This window comes from Lysinibacillus sp. NPDC094177 (assembly GCF_050279145.1).
Taxonomy (GTDB): Bacteria; Bacillota; Bacilli; order Bacillales_A; family Planococcaceae; genus Lysinibacillus.
Genome location: NZ_JBNNTW010000005.1, coordinates 341,182 through 363,084 on the forward strand (window position 1 = coordinate 341,182; position 21,903 = coordinate 363,084).

Sequence of the window (21,903 nt, forward strand, 5' to 3'; positions counted from 1 at the left end):
TATTATTAAAAATGTCATCCCAACTTTTGGTGATGATCCTTAGATTATAATTATTTTCATTTTTTGTCAATTATTCATTCTGATTATTTTTATGAACTTTAATGTTGTTGTTAATCGTAACATTGATCGTAATCACCCTTGGTAAAATACAAGCACATACTAAAATTATCGACACAAGTTTTTTCATTATTATTCCTCTTTCCTATTTATTCTCAGGAAAAGCCAAGGTTTTTAAGTTACCTTGGCCTTTGTTCATACCATCTAAAATGTATTATCAAATAGACTTTCTGCAATGCCTAATAAAATATCTTTCTCTGTAAACTCCATTAATTCTTCTCTCGTAATGTCCTTCTGTTGAATTAGACGGTTAGATTGAATGGTCACGAGCTTTTCAAATAAGTTTCGGATATAACGACCGTTTGAAAAGTTTGGAATTGATTCGACTGGAATTTGATGCAATTGCTCCTTCATATGGTGTGCAAATACGTCACCGTACTGGTAATCATTATTTTTACATAGCATGGCAAAAATATCATAAAGCTCATCCGTGCTAAAATTATCAAACTGTACAAAATGATTGAAGCGGGATTTAAAACCTGGATTTGCTAGCAGAAATTCATCCATAAGCTCTGTATAACCAGCAACAATGATAACTAAATCATCCCGTAAATCTTCCATCGCCTTTAAAAGGCTATCAATCGCTTCTTTTCCAAATGCGTCTTGTTTGTCATTGATGAGTGAATATGCTTCATCAATAAAAAGCACACCGCCTTTTGCTTTATTCACGGCTTCCTGGACCTTTAATGCCGTCTGGCCAACATATCCTGCTACTAAGCCTGCTCGATCTGTTTCCACAAAATGCCCACTTGAAAGTACACCAAGATGTTTATATATTTGGCCTATGATACGCGCCACTGTTGTTTTTCCAGTACCTGGATTTCCAGAAAACACTAAATGATATGTTATTGGGAAACTTGTTAAACCATGGTCGACACGCAAACTTTGAATTTTAATGAAATTAATAAGATTATGTAATTCCTTTTTGGCATTTGGGAGTCCTACAAGACCATCAAGCTGCTTCTGTAATTTTTCAATCTCTCGCTCTATTTCTGGTGTTATTCGTAAACGTTCACCGTTAATAAATTCACCGCTATAAATAATTTTCCCTTCTTCATTAAAATAATCTCCTCGACCGTGCATTTCTCCATTTACAAGTTCTCCGATATAGGAAGCCTGTCCATTAGCATAATAAAGAGTACCATGCCCTGTCATAGCATCCTCTTTAAATTGCCCCTCCGATTCAAGCGCACCTTGTCTGGAATAGTTCTTACCTTTTCCATGCTTCATATCCTCAAAAAAATAGCCCTCATACTGAAGGGATGTTACAGCATTTGCTAGCTCCTCTGCACTTGGCGATTCTGGTGCATAGTAAAGCTTTCCTGCACCTTGCATATGATTCCATATAAAATCACCTTCATATTGTAAAAAACCACTTGGATAGTATTGTTTTCCCTTGCCTTTCTTCATGCCATGGACAAAATCACCCTCATATTGTGGCTGATTTAAATGCGGATACTGTGCACGAAGCTCTTCAAATGGGGCCATAACATCTTCCTCATAATACAAAATCCCGTAACCTTCCATTAAATCATTACGAAAGTGTCCCTCGTAATATGCCTGACCATCCTTATATAAAATACCATTACCTTGTTTTTTATTTTGAATAAATTCGCCCTGATAAATCATTTGTCCTTTTAAATACATGATGCCGTTACCTTGCTTCATATGTTTGGCGAATTCTCCCTCAAATAACAGCTCACCTTCTTGGTCAAATAGCGTCCCCTTTCCATCATAAATGTCATGACCAAAGTCATTTTTCTTCACACCGCCACGATACATTAATGTACCATCTGGATACAATATCTCTTTTTCTTCATAATTATGTGTCATTTGATTGCCATCCTTTACCCATTCAGTATATGCTCAATTATAGCGTGGAAAAGAATACATATGTGTGAATTTTTAGAATTCAGTGGGTTTAACATTAAAAAAAGAAGGTAAAAATCCGCTTCGACTAACTTTAATGCGAATTTTTACCTTCTTTTTTAGAATAGTTTTTATTTTTGGTTGTTTTCGAAAAAATTGTTGCTATTCAACTAACGGCGCAGGATAGTTAAACAAAAACAATTGTATTATTATGGTAAAGTTAATTAAAAGGGAGGGCTTTCAACATGAATTTTTCTGGGGATACGGCCGATAAGGTAGAAGCGTTGTTTGTGTTAATACCTATTTTGTTTTGTTAGTAGTATTGATAAGAAATGTTAAATTGAAAAAATAGGAGTGGGAAGAATGCCTTTTATTACAGTTAAGTTGGCTAAAGGTAGAACTATTGAGCAAAAACAACAATTTGTAGAAGCTGTTACAAATGAGGCAGTTAATACATTAAATGTAAGAAAAGAATGGGTAACTGTGATATTCGATGAATATGAAAGAGAAAATTGGGCTTCAGATGGTCAGCTACATTCGATAAAATTTGGGGAAGGTTTTGGTAAGCAGGACACTAAATGAAAATTTCTTCTCCAACTATAGGGGCTTTAGTTAAATTTTGATTCAAGAAAATAAAAACCTAAAAGACAGAATTTTTCTACACTTTTGTAGATTAAATCTGCCTTTTTGTTTTAACGGCAACAATCTTTGAGAAATCATCCTTATTTTTAAATATAAAGATAATTTTGCTGCATCGATTGAATCGTATCAATAATCTCTTCTCTAAGCTCAATTGGCTCTAACACTTCAATGTTTGCTCCTTGGCTCAGCAGCCACATTTTTATACCATGTCCAAAAACTTCTGCTTCAAATAAATATTGCCCATCTTTATTAGATAATATTTTTGCTGTTGGTAAGCGATCTATTACAGCTTGCGGAGATGTTCCTTTAAAGATAAACTTCATACGCATCAGTTCGCCAGCGTGCATAAACTGAATACGTTTGCGAAATTCTCCTTCTTGAAAACGTTCGGCATATGGTATTTGAAATTTTTTATCAAGCTCAAGAAAATGTTGTATTCGGTCGACTCTATAGACAATGGGCAAATCCTTTTCGTGTTTATTATCATAAGCAATTAAATAAAAGTAGTATTCTGCGAAAATGACGGCGAGTGGTTTTAAAATCTTTTCTGTAGGAGTTGTTTCGCCTTCACGTAAATAATCAATTTTAATGATTTTCTTTTTTTGAACCGCCTCTGAAAGATCCCAAATTAAATGCAATAGAGACTTTTTATGATTTAAATCTACGTACAAATGCTTTTCGTTTAAAATAATATTGTGAATAAACTCTTGCTTATCGGCTGCAACAATTGAAATAAGCTTATCTATAATATCGCTCATTTCCGATTTCAGCAGTGCTCTTGATTCGATAAGAATTTTAACAATCGCTAAAACTTGCTCCTTCGATAAAATACTTTCCCCTTTATTTGTCAGTCTGTACACATTTTCTGTTCGCACATATTCTAAATGGCTATCCAATTTAGCTTTTTCGAGATACGCTCGAATTTCATTCAAATCCCGTTGTATGGTTTTTTCACCAACATTATGTGTAAATGCTTCTTGCTTTTTGTTAATCCCTTGACCATCCATCAGTCTGTCAAACATCGAAATGACGCGATAGCCTTTGTTTTGTTGTGAATCTACCATATATCCCACTCTCTCTTCAAAGTTACTTCTCTATTATACAAAAAGAGTTGGACACTATTAGTCCTTTTAACTACAAAATTTCTATTTTATTGGTATAATTGACACTACATACTATACTTTTGTTATAATTCACTTTATTTTTACAGTTAATTCCGCATTGGTAGATAAAAAGGACTTCAACCTTGGTGATTGAAGTCCTTGATTATTATGTCAACGAAATTAAGGTTTCACAAAATGAAGTCTGACTCTTAGGCAAAGCTAGGGGTTGATCTCCGTTGCGGCTGGGCGCTTTTATCGCTGCCGCTTCGCTTTCGCGCAGAGCAAATCTTCCTGGGAGCGTCCAGCCTCCACTCCAATCAACCACTTCATATAGAATCAATTGTGATAAAGAGAAATTTTAACATTATATATATGCGAAAGTGAGTAGCCAGAAACTGAAATTACTCTCATTTAAGCATTCACAAAATTTCATTGACCATTTGATTTTTCAACACAATTAAAAATCTTGTTGATTAAACAGCGAATTATTCTTTTACTCTTACCGCTGTTCCATATGCTAATACTTCTGATGTGCCATCCATAACGGATGAAGTAGAAAACCTTACCCCAACAATTGCACTTGCCCCTAGTCGTCTTGCTTCTTCCTCCATATCTTTCGTAGCAAGTTCTCGAGATCGAACAAGCATTTCTGCATACTCCTTCATCTCTCCTCCGACAATATTGCGAAGACCAGCCATCATATCGCGACCAATATTTCTTGATTGTACCGAATTACCTTTTACTAAACCTATAGTTTCTACAATTTCTTTTCCCGCTACAATATCTGTTGTTGATAGTAACATACAATACTCCTCCTATTTTTTATATTTTTGAACGGCTTTAACAGCTTCAGCAATGGAAGTTGTAATCACTCCAGTGCGCTTAATCAAGCCAATAACGAATAAATTGCGATAAACAAACTGATTTTCAATTCCGTCCCGTACAAGTGCCTCTATTTTCATCATATTGTCTCGGCCTTGTTGACGAACATCTGTAAATACGCCTACGATTGGTCGATTTAGCATCGCAAATGCACCAATCTCTGCTGCCACACCTGAGTCAATCTCAACGCCATCTAAAACGGCTACTAATACATCACTATTTTGTAGCATCTCTAAATCTGCTTGCGCAATTGCCAAACTATCTGCATATGCCGTTTTATCATTTATCGCATCATTCTCCTGTGGCACATATAATTCAATACCGGGTACTGCCTCTCTAATCGCCGCAGCGAGTTGCTCGTTAACTAAACGATCTCCTAAAGAAAATAATCCATTTGCTAAGTATGCCTTCATAATAAAACTCCTATTCCAATATTTTTTCAAACACTATTTTATGTCGATCTTTTTTATCTATAAAAGTTGAGATAATATCGAATCCGTGTTTAAGATTTGTGATGAGCATTGCTTTTCGTTCATTTCTACCATATGTACGAACTTTTTTAAATCCATGTGCCTGTAGATATTCATGCTGCCGCTTCATTAATTGACTGGCAATTCCTTGACCACGCTTCTTTTCATGAACACCACCTAACCAGCTATAAAAAACACCATCCGGATGTGTGTAGCCTAGTTTAAAGCCTATGATATCTTTATTTTCTACTGCTAGTAAACAAATGAGTCCTTCTTTACTTTCAAGTTTTTCTAGTGGGAGATTTGCTCCATCAAATACATGTGCATGAATTTCCTGTAATTGCTTCAACCAATCATACGGCACGCCTTCAATTGTAACGATATGAATTTTCATCACCCCTATCCATATTGTCATTAATTATAGCAGAAAAGGTTTAACGATAAGGTTATTGCAGTATGATTAGTTTTCTGGAAAAAGTTTTAATCAAAGTTGAAGAAAACTTCTAGCTACCTCTATACTTACCTTCTTCCTCTTATTCTAAAGAGATTTTCATTTTTCCCTAAGACAAAGTTTTTCCATCATCAGTTATTTTATAATCTGCTTTGTTAAAAAGTGTGATTGTTTCTATATCATGTTCAGAAACACTTTCAGTTATTGAATTGGTGGCTTTATAAAGTAAGGGATATGACTCTTTGTAAACCGTAACGGCTAATACTACTGTGTCGTGATATTCAGGATATAAATACTGATGAATAGCATAATTTCCTTTTAATGATGGGTCTGGTCTGAAATAGGAATTAAGCTTTTCGAACCCAACATCATGAATAACCAAATTGATATAGAAAACATTGTCACTAAAAAAATGCTAAACGAAAGTATCCTATTCTTAAACGTGGCAGCAAAAAAGCATATGAAGCCCATTATTATATCTGTAGACCATGCTAGATCCCATAAGTTCGATTCCAAAGTTCTTGAAAAGATGACAAAATCAAATACTTTAGTTAGAACAAACATTGTGATTCTCAACATTAGATAAAGAAGTGAAAGAGTTAGTAAATACAGACAAATTATTTCTTTCAAGGTAGATACTATGATTTTCAACCTCACTTACCTCCATGTTAATCAATATTGAGCTTAATCATTTTCAAGCCTAATCGTCAAGCTGGTGCACGGCCGCACGTACAAAGTTAATATCTTTAGATTTACTAACCCCTGCTCAATCCATATGTATCCCCCTATAATTAATCCTATCTCATTCCATTCAGCAACTTTTCACGTTTCTATTAATAAAAAAAATCTCCCACTTTTATACGAACCCAAAATCACATCATTTGGATATGCTGTTCGTTTTTAGCGGGAGACTATTTTCTATCATCCGATTGTTTCTACAATGTTTCCTTGCTGATCTTTAATATATGTTTTTTTAATTAGGATTGAAAGCCCCGGTATAGAGGATAATTCAAATTCTTTTTCTTGCGGCATTAAGCATTGATTGAGTTCCATAACAGCCGTTTCATTTAAAGTTATGGTCACATCCGTTTCCTCCATGCTGTAACCACATTTTTCTCCTGGCTCAAATACAACTCGAATTTCTCGACCAACTAGAGTCAAGCTTCTCCCTTTTAATATCCGTCCGCGTAATAGTTTGCCGATTATTCCCGCTTGCTTTGCTCCTAGCGTTAACTTATTTGGCTGCTTGCTGAACAATCCCTTTTTCCCCTGCTCCCAAGCTAGTTGGTCCACAAATAAATAGCCGGTATTAGAGCCTTCTTCCACCATTCCTTTTTCTACCGCTTCGGCAATAGATGAAATCTGTAAAAGAGATGCACGAGATAAATCAGTCACATAGTTCGGGATATACTCTAAACCTGCATTTAGCACTCCAATTGTATTCCAAGTTTGCATGGCCTCGAGCTCATCGCCTGTAATACCTACCATTTGAATAAACTCCAGTTGTCCATTTGGTGTCTCAATAGCAGACAACTCGGAATCTAACGTAAATGCAAGCGCCGTTAAAAGCGTGTCAGCACCTTGGCAGATTGGACCGTTTGCATCCAAATAATCACCTGATCTAAAAACATTGCCACTGTCAAAAACATATCTTCCCATGTTTTGTAGCAAATTTAACGCCCACGCTGGTGGCTCTTCCTCATCTTCATTTCGGGCAAGGCGAAATGTTAACTCAAACCCATATCCGCTGTAGTCAGCGTCTTCCGATTCTTTTTCATATAACTCAGAAAATCCATAAGTTACAAAATGCCAGTGTGGAACTGGTGTCTCACTCTTATAAGCACTGATTCCTTCAAGCGGATCTTCGCCTCCTAATAAATATGGAATAACGGTTCCATAATGCTTCGGCTCCTGATCACCGTAAACTTTTAATAGTTCCTGATCAATCGCATCCCAGCCAGATGCATTTACTTCTTCGCTCATAATAACGCCTCCTATGTATTTTTCGATTTTCGAGCATTTACCTTAATTTACGGACTCGTTTCTTTGGTCTTTCGCTCTTCAAGGCTACCAACATGCCGTTTTCATCTAATGCCCGATTATTCGTTATATATGTTTTTAATTTAATTATGATTTCTACTATAAAGTATATAATATACTCAAAAGAGAATAATACCCAACTTGACTACCTTTAATTTTATAACAGAATAGATTTATTTTCATGAATCGGTGATGGACATCGAGTAAATTATCAGGACTTAAGCATCACGTCCAACAACATTATTTAGTGACACAGATCTACATCGACCTAAAATATGGAGCCTCGGTGGATATCTAAATGCGCCAAGGCGTTATAATAGCGAGGGTAAAAAATATCTGAATAATTCGAGGTTTCTCCTTAACCGTATAACATTGCTGGTGAACGTACACTTTGTAAATAGTCTGCAAGCTTTCCAGCAAATACTTTTTCTAAATAAGGCAATTTTGTGATGCAATGAGGTGTCATTAATGCTGGGTTTTGACAAACTTTCAGCCCACCAACCTTTAAAAGTGTCGCCACAAATTGTGAGCAAAAATAAGCACGCTCTCTTCGAACCTCCTTTTGCATCATAACACCAAAGAGCCCAATAAAATTATATTTATAGCGATCGCGATTCCAATACATATAACGTACGATTTTCATCATCTCTAAGTATTGATAGTGAGATATTTTACAACGATAAATTACACAATCAGCGGTTTCAAATAGCCCTCTGTCTGCATCTTCTTGCAAAAAACCCCCACTTAAAGGATTGTTTAGTTGTCTACGTCCAAAGCTATACATTTCAAAAAGCTCCTCATCAAAAGCAATGGACGCATGATTCATCTCTTTTCCAGTATACATGCCTATAGCTTTTGATAATAATGTACCTGTTTTTGTTAATACTATGTAAATGGTGTATGCCATTTCCTCACCTACTTCAATATTCTCTCCTACTACCAATACGTATTAAATATTCAAATGGTTTCATTAATTTCCTTTATTTATAAGTATATAAAATAATATTGAATTTTTTCTTAGCAGAAACTTAAGATTTTCTTAATTTTTCAGGAACCACATCCGCTTCATGTCACCACCTTCAGAGGTAGGAGCCTTCTGTTAACTGCCGTTGCGCTTTCGTTACAAAAAACATTTGCTGAATGAGGATAAATCAATTGATTGTAGAATCTATTTTTCTGCTACCTTCATTTATATGATTTTATTTGTATTCTTATGTAGAGGAAATTGCAGTATAGTCTTTTAATTTCGTCCTTCCTTAGTGTTTATAGGAGCTTCAAGGATAAATAATATTTTTTTATTTAACACTTACATTACATAATTAGCGTTCGGATTTTTGTGATTTGTATATTTATTTCACACTGTACATAAGGAAGCGAAAGGAGAATAATGATGGAATTTCGTTTAGAATTATTTGTTAAAGATTTACATAAATAGAACTAATGTTCCTATTTTAACAAGAGAAATTTCATTTTTTTCTTAACTTTGACCTACTAAAAGAGAACAAGTTTTTATGATTTCTTTGATAGTTTGCCTTGTGTTTAAATGCTCATCAAAGATAGCTGTTGTTATTTTTAGTTTGCCCTATTATGTGATATAATCCCTTTACTGACTAACCTAAGTAAGTCAAAATTGAGCTGTAGCGATGCCGTACGCTACAGCTTGTTTTGTAATGAAAAAGGGCTCACTCAAATCATTCTCCTCTTAGCGGATTTTTACTTTCCAAATACTCCTTGGCTAGTTCTTGGTTTTTGTATATGGCCATACCCGTTTTCAATTTGTTAAAGCCGATCTTTTCGTAAAAAGGTTCATTTCCTGTTGTTGCAATTAATTGAATACAAGAAACAGCTTCTAATTGGTAAATGATGTCCTCCAAAAGGGTTCTAGCAATCCCTCTTCCTTGATAATCTTTATGTACTACAACATCATATATAGCTGCATTGAATACACCATCTGAAAGAGCTCTCGCAAAACCTATAATTCGCTTATCTTTTACTGCGAAAACTTGGTGTGTACTTGCATTGAAAACTTTTTTTATGATCCGTTCGTCATGTTTCATCCATCCTACCGATTGATAAACTTCTTTTAACATTGTTAGCTCGTTTTCCTCTACCTTATATTTAAGTAAAACCATTTTTCATTCCCCCAATTTGTTTGTCATTTCTTTAAATATATACGTGTTGGTTAAGAAAGTTCACTATCAAATTGAAGTTGAATACATATCATTTTTAAACTAAGTCTATTGACGAACGTTTGTTCCTATATTAAAATTATAAAAAAGGAGGAAATTTCATGCAAAAAACGAACACCATTGAATTAGTACATTTCTCTGAAGAGTATGTGGATAGATTGAATGATTTTGAGCTTCCGGAAGAACAAAGTCAGTTTACTGCCCTTCCAAAAGAGATTTCCATAGAAATGGTTGGACAATATCCGATTGTTATTCTGAGTGACCATGTACCCGTAGGATTTTTTGTTCTGCACGCAACAGAACGAGTAAAAGAGTACTCTAATAATCCAAAAGCTATGCTACTTACTGCATTATCTATTGACCATAAACAACAAGGAAATGGGTACGCCAAAAAAGGGATGCTGGCACTGTCTGAATTTATGAAAAGAAAATTTAAAGATTGTAATGAAGTTGTTTTAGTCGTTAATCATAAAAATACTCCAGCTCAAAATTTGTATTTAAAAGTTGGCTTTGTCGATAACGGGGAAAGAAGAATGGGACGTATTGGCGAGCAAATTGTTATGAACCTAACCATCTAATAGATTTTAAAAATCACTCGTCATGACATGGGTGATTTTTTCTGTTGGTCCCTTACTTGTGGGCATCAGGATACAAGGAATTTGAACCTACACATATGATCGCCATTACTGATAGACTGTTTTGACAATCCACTATTTAAAGAAGAAAATGTCAATGAAATGTGTAAGGATTATATACTATTTTGGATGTTCTAATTGAATTATTCCACTCCATATCAAATATTTGAGTTCCTCCACTTAGTTTACATAATATATTTATTTAATCACCCCTCTATTTGGCAAGTTCTCGTGAAAAGTGCTAGAAATCAACGTCTAAAGATGATTTCTAGTGCTTTTTAAAGTTCTGACTAGTTTTGTCCCTTAAATAAAAAACCTATAACATTTTTAAGTTCAAAATAGGAGTAAGCAACATGACAAACGAAAACTTAATTATCGAATTGCTACAAGAAATGAAGCAAGAACAACAAAAGATGAACCAACGCCTAGATAAAATTGAACAGCGTCTTGATAGAGTAGATCAGAATATCAATTTCTTAGCCGCAGAAATTGGGAAGCTAAAGATGGTTAATCACAGACAAGCAATGCATGAAAAAGCCGAACCTGCATAGCAAAAACTTGAAGTAAATGGACCTATGCCAGATAAGATCTTAAAGAACTCAGTACAGGAGATTGGCAGCTTGGAACATTTAGAAGAACTATGGAATAATGTCCTGATTCGAGTTGAACAAATAATTTCTAAAGCAAGCTTCGAAACGTGGCTTAAGTCTACAAAATTACTGTCCTACAATGATAGTGACTCAACTGTGACGATTACTTCGCCAAATTCGTTTGCTCGAGACTGGCTTGAGAATCATTATGTGCATTTGATTAAAGGTATATTTACGGAGCTTACAGGTGAAGACCTACTTATTAACTTTGTTGTTCAAAAAGACCAGGACTCCTACGATTTCAATTTACCGACGAAACAAGCTAGCCAAGCAAAAAGGTAAGAGTTGAAAGTGAAGCTACTATCTATAGAAGATTTTAACTCATATGAAAAGATGCTAAGGAGATTGTTTTAATATTTGAGTGGCCAATCACAGAGAATAAGAATCCTAAAACGTGAGGAGCTAATAAGCTCCTTTCTCCTACTCAAATGGACAAAAGATGGAAGACGTTGTGTACGTTATCCTGAAATCATTACATAATTAATAATGGTGAGAGATATAAAATGGAGGTAAAACCAAAGGAAAAATTTTGGTTTATAAAGATAGAGCGAGTGGTATTGTTATGACGGATGGTGGTTTTAACTTTTTATTATAAGAATTTAGCTACCACCAAAGCCGCAATACAATAAATATCTATTGGAATCAATAAGAGGCATCCTATCATCCAGTTTAATTTTATATATACGTTAGGTGGTATTAGTTTCAATGCTATTTTTGTATTTCCAAGGAGTTCATTATTTTTTCGTACCTCTTCAGAAATATTTTCAAACTTCAGTTCTGCTTGAGTTAAATTAGGATTATGTAAATCAGCCTCTAAAAACGCGTATTGAGGATTTAAAATCGACAAATTTCACACTCCTTCGCATCATCCTAATTCCTTAATAAATCAATTAAAAGCTAAATTGCATGTGGCATTTTGTCTATTATATTCTCAAGATAGTAACAACATGTGTGTATGCACTATTAAGTTACAAAATTTCACAATGAGTACAATCAACATGTCGATTATTGACGTAAAATTTTAAAGGTTTTTTTTGTTTTAATAATTAAAATCAAAATGCCTTTTAAGCTTCCAACAAAAAATTAATATCACCTTTTTAGAAGAAAGCCCAGAATAGTTACTTCAATGATCCTCAAAATATCCTGCCCCGTTAGTAAAAGAAGCGCGTGTAGTTATAAAAGGTGAATACCCATCATTTGGGCATGCGTTAAAGATGCAATGGAAGAGGATATCATTCCCCACGACTTCACTAGAAATACGGCGTTAAATTTCACAGTAGCTGTTAAAAAAGCGAATGAAAAACACTGTTTAGTTCTTTATCCAAATATTTTTCCATTAGACTACCTTTTTGTTGCTTTAAAATAAAGTTTGATCAAAAATTCTTCACAAGCCAGCATTTTACGATAAATAAAAAGAATCCATTTTGAAAAAAGATTGATCAAAATGGATTCTTATCCCTCAAATTTAAGATTGGTTTTTATAAAAAAAGATCGATTATTTTCTACCAATAGGCTTTGGATCTACATGTTTTTCTGGTTGCTCTGGCCCTTCAGGTGTTGGCTCTATTGCTACTGGTAAGGATTTCCGTCTTTTAGAACAAAAGCAGTTTTACTTTCCACACCTGTAGCAGATATAGACTTTATACCATATGTGTATACTTTACTATTATTTGCAATAGTGTCTACATAAATAGTATTACCTTGTGTGTTATAAACCACGTCTACTATATTTTTAACGTCTTCATATGATCCTTCTTTTGTTCCATCAAATCGGTATATTACATATTTCCTTGGTTGAGTACTATTTTCATCTGTAATAGTAAGCTTCATGCCGAAAGACTCTTTACTCAATTTAACATCAGTTGGACATAAAGGTATTGCAGAGCCTTTCCAATAAATTGTAGGTGTTAAAGCTTTATAATTGTATAGTTGCTGATTTAGATAAGAAGCATATCCAAGAGCGTTATTGTTAATACTTCTTAGAGAAAAATGCATCTGTCCTTGAGCATTTTTATTTGCTCTGTTGGCGATTATTTGGCTGATAAGTTCCGTCTTATTATTCCATGCAGTATCAGAATCATTTCCAACTTTATGATTGGCCATGCCAATATATAAATTAACAGGATGGACTTTTGCGTACGTTTGAACTTCTCTTCCCCACCAATCTAATAAAACAGAGTAATTTGCTGCTTTATAATTTCTGGACCAATAGATTTGAGGAGCAATATAATCGATACTTCCATCTTTAATCCACTGTCTTGTATCAGCATAAAGATCATCGTAGTTACTCATTCCATTCGTGTTACTACCAGTAGAATCTTGCCCTTTGTTTCGCCAAATTCCAAACGGAGATATTCCATATTGAACATGAGGTTTAATTGCCTTAATGCTTGCATAAACCTTTTTTACTAATTGATTAACATTATTTCTGCGCCAGTCTTCAATGTTCTTGAATGAGCCACCATACTTTTTAAAAGTTTGTTGATCTTGAAAAGTCTCTCCTTTTATTTTATAAGGATAGAAGTAATCATCCATATGTACAGCGTCGATATCATAGTTGCTTACTAATTCTTCTATGGTTGATAATAAGTAATTTTGAACTTCCGGCAAACCAGGATCTAAATAGTATTGTTTACCGTATTTCACTACCCAATTAGAATGTTTACGGGCTACATTATCGGCAGCAAGATTAGACAAAGATTGCGAAGGCATAGTGACCCTATATGGGTTTACCCAAGCATGAAGTTCTAATCCTCGCTTATGTGCTTCGTCCAGCATTATTTGCAATGGATCAAAACCCGGATTGGTCCCTTGTGTCTTGCCTGTTATATACGATGACCATGGAGCAAGCTTAGACGGGTACAGTGCATCATTTAATGGCTTAACTTGAAAAATAACTGTATTAAAGTTATCAGCTTTTAATTTGTCTAAGGTACTTTGAACCCATTGAGTATATTGGGTTTTACTCATACCTGCCTTCATATCAATATTAGATACTGTTGCAATCCAGGCTGCACGCATTTCATTTTGAGGTAGTGAATTAGCTGTAGCCTTTTGATTTGTAAAAACAGGGATAAGTAAAAGTAAAACAAAAAAAGTTACTAAGCACTTTCCAAAAAAATTTTTAAACATAAATAATGAATCTCTCCTTTTAATTCTCAGCTATTAAAACCTAGCTGTTACTATAACCTAAGTAAATACCATATCAGCGCCTATTCTATAAAAGTAGGAACTGATTTAATCCTTCCAAAAAGTGTCTTACAGTAATTAGGTCTGTAGCATTTTGTCGGCAGGACCCTCTATTGGTAATTTCAATTGTTTGCGAAGCTCGTTGGAAAATTTTATTTCTTCGCTCATTATATAATACCACAAATCCCCAATTATTCTCCCTTCACCGGTAATTTCCATTTATTTAAATTCTTGACGCCAATTTTATGAGAGCGTTGAATAGCAATCATTTGGTCAATTGTTAAGTTCGTTTGATAAAGTGGACCATACGGTGGAAGGATTGGAAGAAATTCTTCACAAGATAAACATCAGTTTTAATATAAATGTCCAATAAAAAAATCATCTCAAAGGATAACTAAAGAGATGATTTTTATCAAACTTTATTACAAATTATCAATCTTTATTATAAACGATCAATCTTTTTTACAAAGCTACACTTTAGCAAAATCTATACACCTTCTTAATGTTGGATCGTTTATGTTTTCATCAGTTGTACTTGGATTTAAGCAAATAAAAACTACCTTTTCTTTATCTGGTTCCCAAACTCTTGTAAGAGAATACCTATATGTCCTCATTTTTAGGAATATAGTTATGATTACCACTAATTTTATTTGTTAACCATGTACTGGCTTGTTTAGCTATCATTCTTTCAAAATCATTAATTGTGGAACTATTAACTTCAGAAAATATGTTAAGGATGTCTTGCCAGGTTAAAATACCAATTCCTCTCAGTTTGGATAGTTCAGAATTACGATGTTTAAGGTCTTTCATTAATCTATTAATGGAGTTATTATATTCATTTATAATTGAGAGTCCATTAGGAGAATATTTTTCATTTAATATTAGTAATGAAAAATAAAAGTCTTTCCCCTTTACATATTCTAAACCAACATCAATATTACGAATTACTTGATTTCGTTCTGAATCATGAGTAGTTTTCATACTAATATCACTTTTGTATTTTGCTTCTATAAACCAAACAAATTCGTCAGATTCTATAATAATATCAATTTCCGATTGACCTTCTGGTACAGGGAGACTTTTAGGGGGATTTAATTTTTCCCATAAACGGATATCTATAAACTCAAGTTTATACCTGATTTCTTTTCGAAAAGATTTTTTAAATAACTGTGCTAGCCAGCTTTTTGGATCAATTTGTTCAAAACTCCGAAATACATTCCAGGTAATAGCGTCTTCACTATTTTCACTTTTTAACTGCTCAAGTTTCATCTCTCTCCAGCGTTTAAATTCAGAATTATATTTATCAATAATCAATGAGTCTTTATAATCTGTATTTAGTAAAACCCCACTCTTTGATTTTTCTACCACGTTTCTTCCCCCTAACGATATCCATTATTTTCTAAAACGATTATACATCATTAATACTCAATAAAAAAACACAACTATAAATTTTTAATTATAGTTGTGCCTTATAATTAGGTTAATTCATCTCCAATCACACAACAGCTTCGGAATGATTTGAAAATCGCACGACGGAAAGCTTGTCATATAAAAATAAGGCTTAGTTTCCAGTTTTTCGTCTTCACGGCAATTCGGGAGCGAGCGGTATAGAATACTTCACCTCTGAAAAGTTTTTGATTAGCAATTCTTCTTTTAGCATTTGTCCCGTTACTTTATCGATCGTCTTTCGCCAAATTTCATTTTGACGATAGTTTTTCCCGTCTCTTTTTAAAAATTGATGGTTTTTTTCTTCAATATGGTAAGAGTAAGGCATTTCTTCATTAGCAAAAATAGCGCCTTTTAAATGTTTATCTGTTACCCAAACCTTTATTTGAAAAGATTGGGATGTCGGATTATAAAATCGTAAATCTATATAATTGTAAAAAACACTTGCACCACTTCCAAATGGAAGCGTTCGCCCCGAATCAGGAAATGGGTCGAAACTATGATGATGTCTTTCCGTAACAATAAGAGGTGTGTGTAGTGCCATCCAATACAGTAGATTGGCGAGCTGACAAATTCCACCGCCAATGCCCGTCTTTACTTCTCCCATTGCGAGCTGCATGCCTTCAATATAGCCTTTTGCCTCAGTCGTTTTCCCTACTAGTTGCCAAAAAGAAAAAGTTTCGCCAGGCTTAATGATTACGTCATCGATTTCACTCGTAGCAATTTTTAAATTGGTTATTTTATTTTCTTGTAATTTAGGATCACTGTTTCCTAATTTTCTTTTCAGCAATGATTGATGTTTTTTACAAGTATAGGGAAATGTAGTTGATAACTCTTTATGCGTGGCAAATCGTTTTCTTTCTTTTATATTTGCTAAAGACCGAAAAAGTCTTTTTTGTTCTATTCGTATGTGATAGAAGATTGGATGAAGTTCAGATAGTCTCAATACTATTTTCCTTCCTATTTTTAAACTAGAAAGTAATTAACTTTCTAGTTATGGATATGCTTTTTTAGTTGAATTCTTTCCACATGGATTTTTAATACATCCATCTTACTTCTTGGTATAAATGAGCATCTGACTCATTCAAATGCGAATTTTCTTAATTAATACCCTTTCGTTAATGCCACAGAACGTCCTGATTGAGAATAAGCCGTCATTATTCAGCCAGTTGAATAAACGATGGAATCGAAAAAAATGGCTGCTTATTTCAGGATCGATTTTAACGACTACTATAATAGGCATTGCATTATTTTCTTTGTTATTTTATTACACAAAGCCAATTCCTTACTCAGCAGATTTATTTAAAATTTAAGAAACAGCAGATGGAACGCTTATCTTTAATTATCTTGGAGAAAGTCATGCAGGTTCACATATGACACATCCTTTAGAAATTGAAATAGATGGAGAAGTAAAAAATATTAGCTTTATATATTATGTTGAATTAATCGCTAACTCTTCAATTAGAGATAACTTAATAAAATCGGACGGTAAGGTTTTCAAAGCTTCTGATCAATTTACTTTGCCATACAGTCAATATACGGACGCTATTTAATATGGAGAATTTGGTCTTGACAAAGTAACGAAAGAAAGAAAGCAAACATGGGAAAAGCTTCTACAACAAATGACGTTGATTTGGGAGAGATAAAGAAGAACTGATTTGTATGTCACAGTTAGTTTAGTAGTAGATAATCTTTTAAAGGGATTGCTTCATAATAAATACCAAAAAGAGAAATTGCGCTGTGCAATTTCTCTTTTTGCTTGAACTGAAATTAATTATAACTCATCCTCGGTAACTTCATTTATTACCATTACCACTGCCATTTCCGTTTCCATTGCCATTTCCGTTTCCATTTCCGTTTCCATTTCCATTTCCGTTTCCATTTCCATTTCCGTTTCCATTTCCGTTTCCGTTTCCGTTTCCGTTGTCATTGTCATTCCCTGGCTTTACAACCAACACATCAAATGTTAGTGTGTGCTCACCATACGTTACTGTAATCGTCGTATTACCTTGCCCTTTTCCTTTTACAGCCCCTTCTTTTACAGTAGCTATTTTATCATTCGCTACTTCGTAGGTTGCAAGCTTTGTAACATCTTTTTCTGTTGTTTTACCATCAAAAGTAGTTACTTCAGTAATCTTAACTGCAACTTCTTTACCTATTCTAGTTTCAACCTGAGCTTGGTCGATTTCTAGTGTTACTATTGGTTCTTTTACAACAGGTGCTTTAACTGTCACATTTACAGTAACTTTATTATCACCGTATGAAATAGTAATTGTAGTCGTACCCTCACCTACTGCAGTTACTAATCCATTTACTATTGTTGCAACATTTTCATCTCCAACAACATAAGTAGCTTTTGAAGTTACGTCTTTCTCTGTTGCCTCACCTTCTGCAGGCGTTGACGTTTCTGTTACCGTAAGTTGTGCAGTTTCTCCAACTGTTAGGTCTAGCTTAGTTGGATTTACAGAAAGTGCTACTACTGGTTCTACTACTTCTTTTTCATATATCTTCGCTTCACCAACATTCCCGGCAGCGTCTTTAATTATTACTGATACAGCATTTGTTTCTGCTGTTACTGGGAATGTGAAGCTACCGTCTTGATTTAATTCAAAAGCAACTGGCGCTTGTACTTCGCCATTTACCGTCGAAATATAGGAAGCTTTTAATTTATCATTTAAATTGTAATTTAAACCGTATAAATATAACTCTTCATTGTAGTCGATATACTTATCTGTTACCTGTCCTGTAGCGACACCTTTAGCTACTGAACCAGTAATTTCTGGTTTAGTCGTTTTCACGACAATTGGCCCAACATAATCGGAAACTACTCCTGATGCTGCAAGACCGGTGAAGTCAATTGTATACAGACCATCTGGAATCGTTGTGGCAGGTTTTGATCCCCATGGTTTGTACTGCCCACCAATCTTCAGCGTATAAGAGCCTTTTCCTAGCGCTGTACCTGCATGTAGATAACCAATGTAGCCGTCTCCGTATTCTCCACCTTCAGGATTCATAATATCCCAAAGCTCGATAAAGTTAGTTGTTACATCTCCAGTTAATGTGAAGGAAAGTACAGCTGAGTCTTTCACTCCATCTCCGTTAAAGGATAGGTCTGTTTCTGTAATCTTAAAATCTTTAAGTTCAGTTACTGCCGTGCCACCAAAGTCAGCTGCGAATGGTAATGAAATTTCTGTATCTCCACCGCTGATGTAAATATACCCTTGTATTTCAGAGCCTTTTGGTGCAGTAGCTTGTGAAGCAGTTAATGTAATATTTAAAACTTGCTCACCAACTAGATTAAATGTCGGCTGATCTACTGTAACAGTTGCATCACCAAATGTTTTTGTCACATCAATTGATACGTTATAATTGCCGCCGTTCCCTTTAATATCTTTTACTAAAACTTGTTTCGTTACAGAAATATCTCGGTCTTTAAGTGATTGTGGACCGAAAGTAACTGTACCTTTCAAGTTTTCTACTACTGCACCAGTTCCATCTAAAATTGCGCTATCAAGTGCATAGGCAAGAATTTCCGGATGAGCTGCTGCATAAGCGTTTACGCGCCCTGCACCCTGAGAAAACACATCGTATTTTGTTTTATCTATAACCTTTGCTGTATTAGAAAGCGCCACTTTTACATCGAACGCGTTCCAATCAGGATTTGCTTGTTTAATTAATGCAACAATACCTGCAATATGCGGTGTTGCCATAGAAGTTCCTGTTTTACGACCATATGCTTCCCCATAATCTGCATCAGGGAAATCTTTTTTATACATTGGAATCGTTGACATAATGTTTGTTCCAGGTGCACTTACATCTGGTTTAATATCAAAGTTTGGTGTAGATGGTCCACGTGAACTTGAATCGTTTACATCATCCCCCAGTGTCTTTGTAGAAGCAAATTTACTAAAGCTTACTTTTCCGGCTCCGCCTGCTAATGCAGCGCGAATTGCAGCGCCATCCGTTTGGGACATATCAAATGTTGGCAAAAACTCAAATGAATCACCAAGGAATGCGCCTGAAATGTTCGGTGCATTCGTTCCACCAGCAAAGTTATGAATAATTGTTGCGACTGCTCCTTTTGCCTTTGCATTCGCAATTTTATCAACGAATGCGATACTGCCACGAGAAATCAAAGCCACTTTACCTTTTACATTAATTCCTTCATAGTCTTTTACTTCCCCGTTTCCAGGAACAGCAACTAGGTCAAATTCTCCTTGAAGCTGCGTTGCTAAATTTTTCGCAAAAGTCGTTCCCATTAATGGAAGCTGTTTTGTTAAGTTGTAGTTGCCAACTGTAACATTCACTTCCCCGTTATACATTGTTTCAGGATTTGATGTGTTACCAACAGCAATTCCTAAACGAGCGGTTGCAGGCGTGCCCATTGTTCCGCGATTTGGACCATCGTTCCCTGTTGCAATTACTCCGATTGTTCCAGCCATCATTGCATTATTAATAGCAAATGAACCAGCATCCGTTTCAGAGTTAGCTCCTCCGCCAAGTGAAAGGTTGATAACGTCTATTTTTTCTTTTACAGCAGTTTCAATTGCTTTAATAATACCAGATGTAGCTCCACTACCGTACGCCCCAAGAACACGGTAAGCATAAAGGTCTACTTTTGGAGCAATTCCTTTAATACCGAATTCGTTAGCTCCGATTGCTGCAATTGTTCCAGCAACATGTGTACCGTGAGAAGTATAAAACGCGCTTCCCTTTTCATTAAATTCAGGTGTCCCAACTGGACGTTCCGAAGGCGATGTTTCCGATGCATCGTCATCTGTACGAGGCTTCGTGTATGTTGATGAATTTGGAATGAAGTTTTTTCCACCTTTATAAACTCCAGCAAACTCAGGGTGATCTGCATCAATACCAGTATCTAATACTGCTACTTTTATTCCTTGTCCTTCAATTCCTTCCTTCCAAAGCTGTTCGATGCCAAGGAAAGAATTACTTGTATTCATTTGAGCTTCTAATTGATCTTCCTTAATAAGTTCCGATGATTTCATCGTATTATCTTCTGAGGCGTAAACAATTGCATCAGGTTCGATTAATGTAATTCCTTCTACTGTAAGCAGTTTCGGGAGATCATTTGCTTTCACAGTTGCCGCAAAACCGTTTAAAACAGTATCAAATGTATATCCTTGAGTCATCTGAACTTTTTTACTAGCTAACTCTTTTGTAACTTTTGCTTGTTGTGCTTTTACATTTGAACGAACTTCATTTGCTCGGGCATTAGAGAATTTTTGACCTTTGATTTGGCTTATTCCTTGCTCAAGTGCCACAGGCTTTTCAGATAAATGAACGATGACTGCAACATCTTGATTGCCCGATATATTTTGTAAGCTTTCGTGAAGAGTTGGTCCATCTTTAGACAAGCTTAGCTGTTCAGCGATAGCCGCTTTTTGTTGAATTATACTTTCACTTTGACTATCCTGCTTGAATGGTTTCGATTCTTCAGCACTAGCACTCGACAATGGAACCAATAGAGAAAGCACCATAACGAAAGCTAGAATACTACTTAAAAACTTCATAAAATTAAACCTTTTCAAATCTCATTTCCCCCTCTGCTTTTAATTGTCACACTTTTTGGATCAGTGCGATATTTCCAATTTATCATACAGGGACCGATACGAATATATTAATATCTGAATATTCAAAAATATTGATAATTAGTATCAGTTTATCAAATATAGATTAAATCTATCTTCCTAGTAATTTAATGAAAAAGTAGAACTTTCAAATGAGGAATGACTTACAGTAATTCATTAATTTTTTCAATTAATCCTATCAAGGCAGCAGTTGTAGGTACAGTCGGGGGTGTAGTTGCTTATAGAAAATTAGGAGGACAGTAAGAGGAGGGATTGGAGGGGAGTCGGTTTATTACGTGATCCGGGAAATTAAAATAACTGGCGATTATTTTTTTAAAAAACCGCCAGCTAATAGGTTGTGGTGAATCATATCAAAAGCGAATAGTGTTATTGTTAATAAATGATACAATGCCTAAAAAATTGTCCATGCAGGCGATGCTTACTTTTGCTACCATGAATTTGAAGAAGCTAGCAACTTGGACATGATAGGCAACTTAAGAGAGCTCTTATGCTTGAAGCGTCTGTTTTATTGGGTAGTAGATTACCATTTTTAAACAGAATGAGATAAGAAAAAATGACAAAAGGAATCGAGTATGAACTTCTCGATTCCTTTTGTCGACAGTGTGAAACAT

The 21,903-nt window shown here is 34.9% G+C and carries 18 protein-coding genes and 1 pseudogene; 5 read left to right on the forward strand and 14 right to left on the reverse strand.

Translation table 11 applies throughout. From position 1 onward, the window contains the following. Positions 1-261: 261 nt before the first annotated feature. Entirely contained in the window at positions 262-1,950 is a 1,689-nt protein-coding gene (locus ACQKNC_RS11505) for an AAA family ATPase (protein ID WP_427424978.1), read from the reverse strand. A gap of 399 nt (positions 1,951-2,349) precedes the next feature. Here ACQKNC_RS11505 and ACQKNC_RS11510 point away from each other — a divergent pair, with 399 nt between their 5' ends. Further along, positions 2,350-2,568: a tautomerase family protein gene (locus ACQKNC_RS11510; RefSeq protein ID WP_427424979.1), complete on the forward strand. Its 219-nt coding sequence runs from the start codon at positions 2,350-2,352 to the stop codon at positions 2,566-2,568. Positions 2,569-2,714: 146 nt separating this feature from the next. Here ACQKNC_RS11510 and ACQKNC_RS11515 read toward each other — a convergent pair whose 3' ends face one another. The 7 genes from ACQKNC_RS11515 to ACQKNC_RS11545 all read right to left on the reverse strand — a co-directional run bounded on the left by ACQKNC_RS11515 (position 2,715) and on the right by ACQKNC_RS11545 (position 9,706). Beyond that, positions 2,715-3,692, reverse strand: coding sequence for a helix-turn-helix transcriptional regulator (locus ACQKNC_RS11515; RefSeq protein ID WP_427424980.1), 978 nt, complete (start codon positions 3,690-3,692; stop codon positions 2,715-2,717). Between the two features lie 524 nt (positions 3,693-4,216). Further along, complete coding sequence (locus ACQKNC_RS11520) at positions 4,217-4,534, reverse strand: YbjQ family protein (protein WP_427424981.1); 318 nt, start codon at positions 4,532-4,534, stop codon at positions 4,217-4,219. 12 nt (positions 4,535-4,546) lie between these two features. After that, complete coding sequence (locus ACQKNC_RS11525) at positions 4,547-5,026, reverse strand: nucleoside 2-deoxyribosyltransferase (protein WP_427424982.1); 480 nt, start codon at positions 5,024-5,026, stop codon at positions 4,547-4,549. Positions 5,027-5,036: 10 nt separating this feature from the next. Further along, positions 5,037-5,477 (reverse strand): GNAT family N-acetyltransferase, encoded by a 441-nt coding sequence (locus tag ACQKNC_RS11530; RefSeq protein ID WP_427424983.1) that lies wholly within the window; start codon positions 5,475-5,477, stop codon positions 5,037-5,039. 978 nt (positions 5,478-6,455) lie between these two features. Next, positions 6,456-7,517 carry a suppressor of fused domain protein gene (locus ACQKNC_RS11535; RefSeq protein ID WP_427424984.1) on the reverse strand — a complete coding sequence of 354 codons (1,062 nt, stop codon included), beginning with the start codon at positions 7,515-7,517 and terminating at the stop codon, positions 6,456-6,458. 415 nt (positions 7,518-7,932) lie between these two features. Beyond that, positions 7,933-8,481, reverse strand: coding sequence for a hypothetical protein (locus ACQKNC_RS11540; protein WP_427424985.1), 549 nt, complete (start codon positions 8,479-8,481; stop codon positions 7,933-7,935). Positions 8,482-9,265: 784 nt separating this feature from the next. Next, positions 9,266-9,706, reverse strand: a complete 441-nt coding sequence (locus ACQKNC_RS11545) for a GNAT family N-acetyltransferase (protein ID WP_427424986.1) — start codon at positions 9,704-9,706, stop codon at positions 9,266-9,268. A 158-nt stretch (positions 9,707-9,864) separates the two neighbouring features. On the opposite strand from ACQKNC_RS11545, the gene ACQKNC_RS11550 reads away from it, so the two are divergent. The 3 genes and pseudogenes from ACQKNC_RS11550 to ACQKNC_RS11560 form a co-directional block, all read left to right on the forward strand. After that, entirely contained in the window at positions 9,865-10,341 is a 477-nt protein-coding gene (locus tag ACQKNC_RS11550; protein WP_427424987.1) for a GNAT family N-acetyltransferase, read from the forward strand. A gap of 410 nt (positions 10,342-10,751) precedes the next feature. Then, positions 10,752-10,949 (forward strand): hypothetical protein, encoded by a 198-nt coding sequence (locus ACQKNC_RS11555; protein WP_427424988.1) that lies wholly within the window; start codon positions 10,752-10,754, stop codon positions 10,947-10,949. Between the two features lie 69 nt (positions 10,950-11,018). Continuing rightward, a pseudogene (locus ACQKNC_RS11560) lies at positions 11,019-11,300 on the forward strand (DnaA N-terminal domain-containing protein); the annotation flags it as partial. Between the two features lie 337 nt (positions 11,301-11,637). On the opposite strand, the gene ACQKNC_RS11565 reads toward ACQKNC_RS11560, so the two are convergent. From ACQKNC_RS11565 to ACQKNC_RS11585, 5 genes are all read right to left on the reverse strand, one after another. Next, positions 11,638-11,895 carry a hypothetical protein gene (locus ACQKNC_RS11565; RefSeq protein ID WP_427424989.1) on the reverse strand — a complete coding sequence of 86 codons (258 nt, stop codon included), beginning with the start codon at positions 11,893-11,895 and terminating at the stop codon, positions 11,638-11,640. Between the two features lie 722 nt (positions 11,896-12,617). After that, on the reverse strand, positions 12,618-14,180 hold the full coding sequence (locus ACQKNC_RS11570) for a glycoside hydrolase family 10 protein (RefSeq protein ID WP_427424990.1): 1,563 nt from the start codon (positions 14,178-14,180) through the stop codon (positions 12,618-12,620). Positions 14,181-14,707: 527 nt separating this feature from the next. Continuing rightward, positions 14,708-14,851 carry a DUF1643 domain-containing protein gene (locus ACQKNC_RS11575; RefSeq protein ID WP_427424991.1) on the reverse strand — a complete coding sequence of 48 codons (144 nt, stop codon included), beginning with the start codon at positions 14,849-14,851 and terminating at the stop codon, positions 14,708-14,710. After that, positions 14,838-15,605 (reverse strand): hypothetical protein, encoded by a 768-nt coding sequence (locus ACQKNC_RS11580; RefSeq protein WP_427424992.1) that lies wholly within the window; start codon positions 15,603-15,605, stop codon positions 14,838-14,840. Before ACQKNC_RS11580 ends, ACQKNC_RS11575 begins: the two co-directional genes overlap by 14 nt. 214 nt (positions 15,606-15,819) lie before the next feature. Further along, on the reverse strand, positions 15,820-16,629 hold the full coding sequence (locus ACQKNC_RS11585; RefSeq protein ID WP_427424993.1) for a VanW family protein: 810 nt from the start codon (positions 16,627-16,629) through the stop codon (positions 15,820-15,822). A 427-nt stretch (positions 16,630-17,056) separates the two neighbouring features. Between ACQKNC_RS11585 and ACQKNC_RS11590 the strand changes: the two genes are divergently transcribed. Further along, on the forward strand, positions 17,057-17,236 hold the full coding sequence (locus tag ACQKNC_RS11590) for a hypothetical protein (protein WP_427424994.1): 180 nt from the start codon (positions 17,057-17,059) through the stop codon (positions 17,234-17,236). A gap of 243 nt (positions 17,237-17,479) precedes the next feature. Here ACQKNC_RS11590 and ACQKNC_RS11595 read toward each other — a convergent pair whose 3' ends face one another. Then, positions 17,480-21,232: a S8 family serine peptidase gene (locus tag ACQKNC_RS11595; RefSeq protein WP_427424995.1), complete on the reverse strand. Its 3,753-nt coding sequence runs from the start codon at positions 21,230-21,232 to the stop codon at positions 17,480-17,482. Between the last annotated feature and the right edge of the window lie 671 nt (positions 21,233-21,903).